12 protein-coding genes are annotated in these 11,450 nt (G+C 31.0%); 4 read left to right on the forward strand and 8 right to left on the reverse strand.

The genetic code is table 11. From position 1 onward, the window contains the following. Positions 1–10 precede the first annotated feature (10 nt). Complete coding sequence (locus DFR85_RS22620; protein WP_110270222.1) at positions 11–1,807, reverse strand: ATP-dependent DNA ligase; 1,797 nt, start codon at positions 1,805–1,807, stop codon at positions 11–13. A 185-nt stretch (positions 1,808–1,992) separates the two neighbouring features. On the opposite strand from DFR85_RS22620, the gene dcd reads away from it, so the two are divergent. Next, positions 1,993–2,532 carry a dCTP deaminase gene (gene dcd, locus DFR85_RS22625; protein ID WP_110270223.1) on the forward strand — a complete coding sequence of 180 codons (540 nt, stop codon included), beginning with the start codon at positions 1,993–1,995 and terminating at the stop codon, positions 2,530–2,532. Here dcd and DFR85_RS22630 read toward each other — a convergent pair. From DFR85_RS22630 to DFR85_RS22650, 5 genes are all read right to left on the reverse strand, one after another. Next, on the reverse strand, positions 2,504–3,175 hold the full coding sequence (locus tag DFR85_RS22630; protein WP_110270224.1) for a CopG family transcriptional regulator: 672 nt from the start codon (positions 3,173–3,175) through the stop codon (positions 2,504–2,506). The two genes, dcd and DFR85_RS22630, sit on opposite strands and share 29 nt — an antisense overlap. Positions 3,176–3,230: 55 nt before the next feature. Then, a complete protein-coding gene (gene pdo, locus DFR85_RS22635; protein ID WP_110270225.1) occupies positions 3,231–3,932 on the reverse strand; it encodes a protein disulfide oxidoreductase in 702 nt (233 codons plus the stop codon). Positions 3,933–3,997: 65 nt separating this feature from the next. After that, positions 3,998–4,657 (reverse strand): TIGR00296 family protein, encoded by a 660-nt coding sequence (locus DFR85_RS22640; protein WP_110270226.1) that lies wholly within the window; start codon positions 4,655–4,657, stop codon positions 3,998–4,000. Next, on the reverse strand, positions 4,560–5,093 hold the full coding sequence (locus DFR85_RS22645) for a Mut7-C RNAse domain-containing protein (protein WP_110270227.1): 534 nt from the start codon (positions 5,091–5,093) through the stop codon (positions 4,560–4,562). Before DFR85_RS22645 ends, DFR85_RS22640 begins: the two co-directional genes overlap by 98 nt. A 2-nt stretch (positions 5,094–5,095) precedes the next feature. Continuing rightward, positions 5,096–5,344 (reverse strand): hypothetical protein, encoded by a 249-nt coding sequence (locus tag DFR85_RS22650; RefSeq protein WP_110270228.1) that lies wholly within the window; start codon positions 5,342–5,344, stop codon positions 5,096–5,098. 19 nt (positions 5,345–5,363) lie between these two features. Here DFR85_RS22650 and DFR85_RS22655 point away from each other — a divergent pair, with 19 nt between their 5' ends. The 3 genes from DFR85_RS22655 to DFR85_RS22665 are packed head-to-tail and all read left to right on the forward strand — an operon-like array spanning position 5,364 to position 9,913. After that, positions 5,364–7,184, forward strand: a complete 1,821-nt coding sequence (locus DFR85_RS22655; protein WP_246253041.1) for an Rqc2 family fibronectin-binding protein — start codon at positions 5,364–5,366, stop codon at positions 7,182–7,184. A gap of 24 nt (positions 7,185–7,208) precedes the next feature. After that, a complete protein-coding gene (locus DFR85_RS22660) occupies positions 7,209–8,072 on the forward strand; it encodes a serine/threonine-protein kinase RIO2 (RefSeq protein ID WP_110270230.1) in 864 nt (287 codons plus the stop codon). A 2-nt stretch (positions 8,073–8,074) separates the two neighbouring features. After that, positions 8,075–9,913: a DUF460 domain-containing protein gene (locus tag DFR85_RS22665; protein WP_110270231.1), complete on the forward strand. Its 1,839-nt coding sequence runs from the start codon at positions 8,075–8,077 to the stop codon at positions 9,911–9,913. Here DFR85_RS22665 and DFR85_RS22670 read toward each other — a convergent pair. Together DFR85_RS22670 and DFR85_RS22675 are read right to left on the reverse strand one after the other, a co-directional pair. Continuing rightward, on the reverse strand, positions 9,887–11,098 hold the full coding sequence (locus DFR85_RS22670; RefSeq protein WP_110270232.1) for a methionine adenosyltransferase: 1,212 nt from the start codon (positions 11,096–11,098) through the stop codon (positions 9,887–9,889). The two genes, DFR85_RS22665 and DFR85_RS22670, sit on opposite strands and share 27 nt — an antisense overlap. A 31-nt stretch (positions 11,099–11,129) precedes the next feature. Then, on the reverse strand, positions 11,130–11,393 hold the full coding sequence (locus DFR85_RS22675) for a U6 snRNA-associated Sm-like protein LSm6 (protein ID WP_110270233.1): 264 nt from the start codon (positions 11,391–11,393) through the stop codon (positions 11,130–11,132). Positions 11,394–11,450 lie beyond the last annotated feature (57 nt).

Consider the following 11,450-nt stretch of genomic DNA (forward strand, 5'->3'; position numbering starts at 1 on the left):
GTCCCTATTATTAGATATTCTCACTAGTTTTGTCATCAATCTTCTTTAGCTGTGAATTATACATCTCATAGATCTCCTTAGAAGTTGTTGCGTCTTCTGGGCTTTTATCTGGTCTCCATCTTATAAATCTTGGAAATCTTACAGAGAGTCCACCTTTCTCATAATTATCTTTACAACAAGTATGTAATGGAGAGATAGTTATCTCAGCACCTATTATTTCAGCTACTAATGATGGAGTAACCCATACATCAGGAATCATCTCGGAATCTACTCTAGGATGTTTATCAGATCTTTTTAGTTCTTCAATTTTCTTTTGCAAGTTATCTAGTTCTTCATCAGTAAATCCAGAAGCTACTTTGCATACGGTTTCAAATACATCCTTATCAGGATTATATGCTGCCATAAGGAAAGAACTATATTTACCACCTTTCTTTCCTTTACCATAAAACGCACCGACTAAAACAAGGTCTACAGTATCTGCCATTTCGCTCTGATAATCTCTCTTAAATTTAATCCATAACCACCCTCTAGATCCAGCTTGATAGATTGAATCATTAGAAATAGATTTTAGCATAACACCCTCTGCACCTTCTGATATAGCTTGATAGAAGAATTCCTTAAGTTTATCAGTGTTATCCACAATTATATGAGTTGCAATATGAATCTTATCATTCTGTGATAATATTGATTCTAGTTTCTTCCTTCTCTCTGGTAAGGGCTTGACTGTATAATCCTCGCCCTCATAGTACATTAGATCAAATAAAAACACATTTACGGGGTATTCTTTTATTGCCTCATGTATATCTGATTTCCTCTTCCTATGCATAAGTTCCTGAAATGGTCTCATCTCGCCACTTTCTGGGTCTACTGGTATTACTTCGCCTTCTACTATGAATTCCTCTCCTCTTATAAAATTACTAACGTATTCCACTACATCAGGATATTGACTTGTTATATTTTCTAGTCTTCTAGAAAATATGAAAATATTATCTTTACTCTTATGAATCTGAGCTCTTTCTCCGTCGTACTTATAGTCGACTAGAGCTATATTGTTCATTTTTTCCATCATTTCTTGAGGATCAGATAGTCTTTCTGCTAACATAGGTCTTATTGGAATTCCAGGTTGAGGCTTTATTGTCTTTATAGCTTCTATTCCATTTTCAACTAATACCTTAGCTATATTACCTAGATCTGCCCTTAAATTATACGCTCTCTCAATAAGAGGCCTAAAATTCTGTCCACCGCCAAAAGTTATTGCTAGCGCATCAAGTACAGTAGCATCGCCTATACCGACTCTGAGTCTGCCATCTACAAATCTTACTAGATATTTAGCTTCTAAAGGAGTAGCTTTCTTTAATAAGCCTGCTAATATTCTTATCTTAATATCTCTACTTCCTTCGCCTTGAGACGTAGCTATTTTAACTAAGTCATCATAAGCCTCTTCTACAGTTAAACCTTGACTTATTTGAGAGCCAAAATAAGATAATATACTAGAATTTTGAGTATTTTGCTTTAGATTAAAAGCTACTTGACCTAAATCTCCTAGATTTTTAAATTCTTTTTCTATTTCCTCTTCTTTAGCGCTAGTAGCTATAGAAATTGCCTTTATTAGAAATTTTTCACCTATGCCTATTTCTGGTTGTCCAGTAAAATCTGGCCACAGTTTACCCTGAATCAGATATACTACCTTATCTATAACAGTTTTATCAGTATTTTTGAACAGGTCAGCTAGAGTGGCTGTAAGTTGAATTCTCGAACTGATTTTTTCTAGTTTATCAAAGTAATCTGCTATAACTTTAAACTCCATAAAAATATCTATTATACAAGCATTATTAATATATTCGGTGATGAAAAAAGGCAAAAGGAGGAGATGACTTATCAGAGTTACTCTGATTTTAATTTTTCAATGATATAGAATATATTTACATATAATTACCCATTTTATAAAATGCAAAAAGGTCTTAAAATGGTACATTTGAATAAAATACTCATATGATTTTAGGAGATAGAGATCTAAAATATTATCTAGAAAAGGGATGGATAATAATAGATCCTCTAAATTCAGATAGTATAAGAGAAAATGGTGTTGATCTAAGAGTAGGAGATCAGATAGCTAGATTTAAGAATACAAATAAAATCTTTACATTAGACGAAAATGATATAAACGAGTTCTTTATAATTGAAAAGGGTACAGAATTTATAATAAATCCTCAAGAACACGTATTACTAACTACAAAAGAAATGATCAAACTGCCAAGTGATGTTATGGCCTTTGTAAATATGAGATCGTCTTTTGCAAGACTAGGACTTTTTGTTCCTCCTACTATTGTAGACGCTGGATTCGAAGGTCAAGTTACAATAGAAGTACTTGGCTCTGCCTTTCCGATAAAAATAAAGGAGGGAACACGTTTTATACATCTTATATTTGCCAAAACATTAACTCCTGTAGAGAATCCATATCATGGAAAATACCAGGGACAAAAAGGAGTTACCTTAGCTAGATTTAATTTGCAAGCATCTTCCAACTTTTAGTGGAATTATCAAAATATACTGCTCCTGCGCTTCTAAGTTTCTGGAAAAGCTTATATTCTGTCCTATTTAGAAATTTTTGAGCATCTACATCGTCTGCTGTATGAATATCATTTAATTTTTTTGAAAATTCCTCAAAAAACTTGGGATCTAGACCTATTCTTTCCTTTTCTGTGTAAACAATTTTGGCTCCTTGCTTCTCTAATTTTTCAAAAAATAAGTCGGGATTCTTTAGTTTTACTTCGCTTTCATATATGGCACCTTGGTCTCTTAAATAATCTATAGCAGTTTTTTTCTCTCTTTGTTCCTTTTGTTCGTTTCTATAAATAGGTTCCTTCCTAGGCTTAGATTCATTTTCCACACTTTTAGTTTCTATATTTTCTATTTTTTCAGAAATTTCTGCAATCTTTCTTTTTAAATCTTCTACTTCAGCAGTAAATGGATTTACCATATCTTGCACTTTTCGCTCTATTTTTCTCACTATATCATCTACATTGGAAATCTGGGTTGGTTGAGACGATGAATTGGATGAATAAAATATACGTGACTTAACATAATCTGAAAGTAAAGCATAACCTTCTCTTCTAGCCTCTTCTTCTAGTTTAGAATACTCTTCGTCTGTAAACTTAAGAATTAATACCCTCATGTACCAAAAAAATTATGCTTAAACCAATTTAAACTTATTGAAAAATAAGACCTTATCATACCTTCTGTTTTTGTATTAGCGTATCAACGAAGTTTTCTTCATTAGGAACGCCTATAAACTCGACAGACTCATTAACAGCTAAAGCTGGTACAGACATTACTTGATACTTTTCAGCTATATCTTGGTTCTCATAAGCTTCTACTACCTCTGACAATACATTACATTTTTCAGCTTTGCACGCTTCGTACGCAACCATATGAGATAAGAGAGCAGCGTATGGACAATATGGACAAGAAGGTGTTACTACTACTTCTACTTTAACCTGACCATTTAACTTTTCTTTTATTGCAGATACAGTATCTGGACTAAGTCCACTTTCTCCTTGTGAAAGCCTAACTATTGTTTCAACCAATGCTCTAATTTCTTCTCCTAAAGGAGCACCAGTCCATCTTATATATCCTTTTAGGAAAGCTACTGTAGGTACTCTAGAAACTTTAAACTCTTCAAACTGCTTATCTTCCCCATTAGCTCTGTCTATTACATTTACCTTAAGTAAACTTTCACCATTACTATCTTTAGGTGCTGCGTCTCTTACAAATTCTACAAATTTCTTAGTTACTTCACAATAATTACAATTACTATCTTTTGAATCAATAAACACATATATATCCACAGGATTTTTCATATCTTTAAGAGCATCCTGCAGAGCATTTTGCACTTCTGGTGTGAATAATTCTGCATAGTCTTGTTCTGCCATACTTAGTTCACTCTATAACTCTTTACTTCCTAACCTAAAAAGTTATTATCTAAATATATTTAGACCTAGCTTATTTCTTCTAAAAGTTTACATTTAACCTCAGAAGGTTTTATCATAACTACTTCAGATCCTGGATCTAATTCTCTAAATATTATCCCATGAAATTTCTTAACTTTGACGTTTTCGTCAAGCCAACAATCTGGTGTTAAACCTGCCTTTAGGCATGTCTCTGCCAAAAATGTCTCAGAATCCCAACAATATTCCATTGCTACTTGAGGTAAAAGTAAACCAGAATGAAATATCCCTTTTTCAATAATTAAACCGTCTTCTCCTACAGTTACTAACTTAGGCAAATCTTTTTTTGTTCCAGATATTTCTTCTGGTTTAGTTAAAACTGTAACTTCTATAATTACATTTTTGAACTCTCCTTTAGTTAATGGCGAAAATCTAGGATCAGAAAAAGCTGCAGCTATAGCAGCATTAGCTACTATATCTTTAATAGGCGCTACTGCTTCCACATAACCTATGCATCCCCTAAGAGAATATTTATTGCCAGTTTTAGTTTCCAACGTAACAAATGCCAGACCTTTCTTATTAATTATATCGTCGAATATATCTTCTTTGTCTTTAAGTAGCCCTAGCTTCAGCATTATTGCTTGTCTTGCTATTTTTACTAGTTTCTTTCCCTCCTCTAGACTCAGATCTTCTATTTTTACTAAGCTCATTATCTTCTATTTTACTTCTAGCTTTAATAAGAATCTCTTCTATAGATTTCCAGTGTTTTCCTTTCCAGTACTCTTTTCTACACCTTGTACATTGCCACTTATTTTCTCCAGTTTTTAGTAATATTCCATTACATTCGGCACATCTTGTAGCCTCTATGTTAACATGTAAATCTATTTTGTATTTTTTTGACATTTGAGCCAATATATCAATAAGATCATAATCTGGATCCACAAAGAAGCACTGTAAGTTCTTCTTTTTGGCTCTATTGCATAATCCTCTATCTCTCGTAATGATTATTCTATTCTGCTCCTGAGAAATCTTAATTATCTTCCAATCCTCATACGAATTATCATATAACGTATCATAACCCAATATTCTAAGCCACCTAGCAAGACGGCCTAACATAGCATCTACAATAAACTTTTGTATAGGCATTGTCAAACTAAAATATTATACACCGTAACAAGTATTAAAAACCATGCAACAAAAAGAGTTAATGTACCCTTACCAAAAATTAACCACTTTTTACTTGGCTTAAATAAAACAATAATCAAAGCAACACTTATTATATATCCAATTAAAATCGCTATACCAGAGATAAAAAATGAACCTAAAAATGGGGAAAAACTTCCTATTATTAAACCTATTATACCTCTCATCAATAATATTTTATCTTCTTGATCCACATATCAATATGTAAATGTCATGGCTTTAAAGTTAACAAGAAAAAATTCTATGACATATTTTGATTTATTGGCATGGATAGTAGAGAATTCCAATCAAATCAATTGCAGAATAGATAACATATATTCTACTGCAATACACAATTTATTTATTTTCAAATTACATTGTAGCTCTTCTACTAAAGATCTTATAATTGAACCAGGAAAAAGAATACACTTTAGTAAATACGATAGAGAAAAAATATTTGACACAAAAGCCAGAATATTAAGAGAACTAATAAGAGATAGTATAATTAAAAAAGTAGAAATTTTAGATGAAGAAAGAATAATTAGGCTAGAACTTAGTAATGATAAAGTCGTCTATGTTGAACTTTTACCTAGAGGATTATTAGTAATTACTGATATAAACAATAAGATATTATTTTCTACTGAATATAAAGAATTCAAAGATAGAATAATTAAACCTGGATCCATTTATACTGCACCGCCTAAAATACAAATAAATAAAGAAGATTTAGAAAAAAATATTAAAAAAGGAAATATATCAAAAATTTTAGGAGTACCACAAGAAATAGTAACAGCATTAGATATAAAGATATCATCGATAGAGAATTTAGAGGAGGCTAAAGAAAGAATAAATAAACTTATTGACGAAATAAAAAGTGGTAAAATTCAGCCTTGTGTAAGTAATACTAATGTCATGCCAATAGAATTTAATGGATGTGAAAAAAGAGCTAGTTTTAATGATGCGTTAGACGATTATTTTACAAATTTAGAAAAAGAGGAGACAAGTATAAAAAGATCTGAAAAAATAGAAGAAGAAAAAAAGAAGCTTGAAATAACAATTTCTCAAGTTGCTCAGGCAATTGAAGAGGATAGGAAAAAAGAAGAAGAACTACGAAAAATTGGTAAAATAATAATGGAAAACTATGATAAGATCGAAAAAGAAATAGAAAGAAATACAAAAAGATTTACTATAAATATAAATAATGTGGAAATTGAATTAGATCCAAAGATTTCAGTTTTAAAAAACGCATCAAAATATTTTGATGAAGCTAAAATATATTCTCAGAAGGCTAAAAAAGCAGAAGAAACTCTAGAAAGTTTAAAGAAAAAATTATCAGATATTAATAGCCAGATAGAGAAAAAAAACGAAGAATCTGCGTCGATTTTCAAAAAAAGGGAGTGGTATGAAAAATATAGATGGGCATTTACTAGAAACGGCTATCTTGTAATAGCTGGGAAAGATCAGGATCAGAATGAGAGTCTAGTTAGAAAGCTTCTTGATGAAAAAGATATATTTATGCACGCCAATATTCAAGGTGCATCAGCAACTATAATTAAAAATCCAGTAAATATAGATGAAAGCGATCTTAAAGACGCTGCTCTAATAGCAGCGTGCTATTCTAAAGCTTGGAAAATTGGATTAGGCGCAGTTGATGTATTCTGGGTTTATGGAAATCAAGTATCTAAATCACCACCAACTGGAGAATATTTACCTAAAGGATCGTTTATGATATATGGAAAGAAAAATTTTATAAATAGTGTAAAACTGGAATTGGCTATAGGAATATGTAGAAACGATAATATTTTTAACATAGTAGTAGGTTCGGAAGATGTAATTTCGCAAAAATGTAAAATCTATGCTTTACTTATACCAGGAAATGAAGATCCTTCTAAAATTTCAGAAAGATTGGCAAAGATATTTTCTAAGAAACTTTCTCTAAGTTCTAAATTATTACAGTCTGAAATCTCTAAACTATTGCCTGGCAAATGTACTATAAGAAAAATAGAAGAAGCTAAAGACAAATCCGAAACTTCATTAAGCAATAATAACCCATGATAAAATATTAATAATATAGACATTATGCCCGTAAGCTCTTTAGCCGAAAAGACTTCCTTAGTTTCTTCCTCAGAATATATTATTTTAAAAACGTTACTTCAGTTTAGAGATCAATTTGAAGCTGTTCCGCAATCTTTTCTGGCTAGGCAAATAAATTTTAGACCTAAAGAAATGCAGATTTCATTACTAAAATTAATAGATTTAGGTTTGATAAACTATGAAAAACTAGGAGGAGAAATCTCTTATAGAATAAACTTTTCTGGTTTAGATACTATAGCAATTAAAAACTTATATATTAAAAATATCCTGAAAACATTAGGAGAAAAAATAGGAGAAGGAAAAGAAAGTGTAGTATATTATGGATATGATTTTAATGATAATACGTTAGCAATAAAGTTCCATAGAATAGGTAAAAGTAGTTATAAAAAAGCTAGAATATTACGTGGTTATACCGAACGAAAAAGTTGGATTACCATAACATTAGATAACGCAAAAAGAGAATTTGATGCACTAAAATGCATACATGATAATTCAGGATATGTACCTAAACCTATAGCAACTGAATATAATGCAGTAGTAACAGAATTTATAGAAGGAACTTTACTAAATAATTATGAATTGAAAGATCCTAATAAGGCGCTAAATAGTATCCTTGGAACGTTAAGAATAGCGTATAATTATTGCGGTAAAATGATACATGGAGACCTCAGCCCTTATAACATACTTGTAGATAACGATGAAAATGTATATATAATAGATTGGCCACAGTGGAAGGTCGATGATCACGTATTACTAAATAGAGATTTACAAAACATTTTATACTATTTCTCTAAAAAATACAATATAGAATCAGATTTCGATAAAATTATGAAATATATAAGGGGATAAAAATGGGGAAAATTCTTGGTATAGATATTGAACCTAAGAATAGTCCTTTATCATTGTCACAAACTAAGTATTCGATAGTGGTAATAGATGATAAGGGAAATATAGTTGAAAAAATGGATAATTGCCCGTTAAGTAGAATAATAAGACTAGCATGGGAACAAGAAATTTCTGTAATAGCAACAGATAATATTTATGAATTAGGCAGTAATGATAGGGAAATTATCAAAGCTATAAGTTTACTTCCAGATAATGTAGAAGTAGTGCAAGTAACCTATGTAGATGGAGAATTTAAAGATATAAGAGACGTAGCAAAAAATTATGGAATAGATATACAAGGAAAGCCTAATTCTACAAAAACAGCTTATCTAGCAGCAATTCTAGCTCTTAAAGGAGCCGGGACTAAAATAAAATTAATCGAAAATAAAACTAAAATCGTTATATCAAGAGGAAGGCATCTAGGTCCTGGAGGGATGAGTTCTAACAGATATAAGAGACATATTAGAGGACTGCTCTTAAGAGTATTTAAACAAGTTAAGGAGTCATTAGATAAAAACAATATTGATTATGATGTAATAGTTAAGAGAACTAAATCTGGAATTGAAAATGCTACATTCATAGTTTATGCACCACGAGAAAGTCTTTTTGGAATTGTTAAGAAAATGAAGGGACATGATCTTAATTTAGAAATAAGGCCAGTATATAAGACAAAAATAGAATTCGGAGATAAAAAAACTAGTAATCTAAAGCCTTTAATAGTAGGGATTGACCCAGGGTTAGAAGTAGGGATTTCTGCCATAGATCTATATGGAAACCCTGTTTTATTAACTAGTAGACGTAGTATAGATAGAGAAGATATAATTACATTACTACGAGAAAAAGGTTCACCAGTACTTTTAGCTACAGACGTCAATCCTTTACCAGACGCAGTGAAAAAACTTTCAGCTGCACTAAAAGCTAAAGTCTATATTCCAGAAAAATCTCTCAGTGTAGATGAAAAACAACAATTACTTAATGAATATTGTGATAGATTTAGTCTTAATATTAGCGATCCTCATATAAGAGACTCCTTAGGAGCAGCATTAAAGGCATATAAAGATCTAGAAAAGAAACTACGACAAAGCGATAGTGTGATAAGAAGATTTGAGATAGATATAAACGAAGATAAGGTTTTTAAGTGTATAATGGATGGAAATACAATAGCAGAATGTATAGAAAGGGAAATAGAAAATAAGTTAGAAAGTAAAACCGAGACAAAATTATCTTATGTTAGAAATCAAAATGCCGTAGATGATAATGTATATAAACACTACGAATATGAAAATAGTTTACTTAAACATGAGATAAACAGATTACGATCTCTAACTAGACAATTGTTTAAAGAAAAAGCTGAATTGGAAAAAAGAATAGAAGAAATAAAATTGGATTACAGATCAGAAGTGCAACGAGATAGGAAAATATATGAATTAAATAATATTTTGGAACAAAAAAGCAAAATTATTGAGAAATTACAAAATGAAAATTCAAAATTAAATATTAAAAATGAAAAATTAAATATGCTTATATATGATATCCTTAGAGACAAAGTAAAGATAATAAATAATAACTCTCCTTTAATTACAGTTAAAAATGGAAAATTATTCGTTTTTGATGAGGAAATCAATGATGATATAGTATTGTACATAGACAGCGATTTTGCAATAGTAGATCCTTCTTTATTAAACGATATTTATATATTAAACAAAGAAAAAGAAATAGAACGAACAATAAATATAGATGGAATTAAAAAAATAATTGAGAACTATAGAAATATTAGGTCAAAAGAGCATAACTTTTCCGTCTAATATTAATTCTGTTATCTTATTAAATGATGCTAGATACTCTTCTACTATTCCATTTATCTCATTCTTCAAATTATTATCAATTTTCCCATCGCCAGAATTTACTTCAACATTAACTATCAATGGATCATCAATAGGCCTGCCAATTTGACCTAATATTTCTACTTGAGTATTAAGAACATGAGTATCGTCTGTAACTTTTTTCGCAATAAGATTGGCTAATACATTATAGATCTTTCCTACATGATTAACTGGATTTTTACCTGCAGTAGCTTCTAACGACATCGGTCTCATAGGTGTAATTAGACCTACACCTCTATTTCCTCTTCCAGTCATTCCATCATCTCCATGCTCTGCGGAAGAACCAGTAACTGTCAGATAATAGATACCAGATTCTGGTTTATCACCAGTATTTATATTCACTTTTACATCATAGTTAGGTGCAAGATTATGGGCTAGATCTAAAACCTTCTCTCTAACTTGCTCTTTAATCGATATATAGTGTTGTGCATCTTCTATTAATTCACTTATAGTTGCCATTGCAATGGTTAGTTGGATTTCATTACCCTTTCTTAGACCCATAACTTTTATATCTTCTCCGACTTCTGGAAGTTCTAATTTAACATCTTTAGAATTCAACGTTCTTTCTGTCTGAAATACTAAATTTTCTAGCGTAGAATAAGGTGAAAACCCTACACCGAAGCTAGTATCATTAGATAGTGGAGTGGATTTGCTTTTCTCAAATATACCCACAAGATCAGTAGAACCTTTACCTACCTTATAATCTACTATAACATGTTTTTCTGAATCTAAATATCTAAAATGAGATTTTATCCAGTCTTTAACACTCTCTACTATAATAGTTCCAATTGGTATATTATCTATTCCACTTTCTGTTCTAACTTCAGTAGTAGCTCTACCTGCAACTATAATATAAATTGGTTGTAATACGTCTCCACCCTTAAATACTGGATTAGCTTGCCCACCTACTACTAATGTCTTGTCAAGATTATGATGTAATATTGTTCCATAATTCTTTAGATAATATAATGAAAGCTTTCTACTTGCTTCTTCTGATGCTGAATCGGCGATATAATCTGGATGTCCAGTTCCCTTACGTTCTACTAGCTCTACTTCAAGCCTATCCATACTAGATATCCTAGCCAGTTGCACGTTTATATTTTTCATATCAACCAACTTTTTGTGTGATTTTAAAAGCTTACTTTTCTTTTGTCATTATACTTTCATAGTCTACGCTTACAAATAATATATTGCTACCTCTAATTAATACTCTTCCATACTTAGCAATTGCCTCGCTAGATCCTTCAGTAAGTTCAGTACAATCACGTAAAACTAAGTTCATAGTACCATCAGTCTGCTCTAATTTTCCTATATATTCTGATCCATCCTTAAGTTTTACAAGGACTACTTTATTTACAGCTGCTCTCAAATTCTTTAACGGATTCTCTACTTTCGCTTGCAAACTTAATCTCCTCTTTTAAGTAGTGAAATAAACTCCTATAAAAGAATGACGCGCAAT

Source organism: Acidianus brierleyi, from assembly GCF_003201835.2.
Taxonomy (GTDB): domain Archaea; phylum Thermoproteota; class Thermoprotei_A; order Sulfolobales; family Sulfolobaceae; genus Aramenus; species Aramenus brierleyi.

Bases quoted from the DNA above. Each gene is read 5' to 3' on its own strand.
- DFR85_RS22620 (WP_110270222.1), bottom strand. From the start codon at position 1,807: ATGGAGTTTAAAGTTATAGCAGATTACTTTGATAAACTAGAAAAAATC.
- dcd (WP_110270223.1), top strand. From the start codon at position 1,993: ATGATTTTAGGAGATAGAGATCTAAAATATTATCTAGAAAAGGGATGG.
- DFR85_RS22630 (WP_110270224.1), bottom strand. From the start codon at position 3,175: ATGAGGGTATTAATTCTTAAGTTTACAGACGAAGAGTATTCTAAACTA.
- pdo (WP_110270225.1), bottom strand. From the start codon at position 3,932: ATGGCAGAACAAGACTATGCAGAATTATTCACACCAGAAGTGCAAAAT.
- DFR85_RS22640 (WP_110270226.1), bottom strand. From the start codon at position 4,657: ATGAGCTTAGTAAAAATAGAAGATCTGAGTCTAGAGGAGGGAAAGAAA.
- DFR85_RS22645 (WP_110270227.1), bottom strand. From the start codon at position 5,093: ATGCCTATACAAAAGTTTATTGTAGATGCTATGTTAGGCCGTCTTGCT.
- DFR85_RS22655 (WP_246253041.1), top strand. From the start codon at position 5,364: ATGGCTTTAAAGTTAACAAGAAAAAATTCTATGACATATTTTGATTTA.
- DFR85_RS22660 (WP_110270230.1), top strand. From the start codon at position 7,209: ATGCCCGTAAGCTCTTTAGCCGAAAAGACTTCCTTAGTTTCTTCCTCA.
- DFR85_RS22665 (WP_110270231.1), top strand. From the start codon at position 8,075: ATGGGGAAAATTCTTGGTATAGATATTGAACCTAAGAATAGTCCTTTA.
- DFR85_RS22670 (WP_110270232.1), bottom strand. From the start codon at position 11,098: ATGAAAAATATAAACGTGCAACTGGCTAGGATATCTAGTATGGATAGG.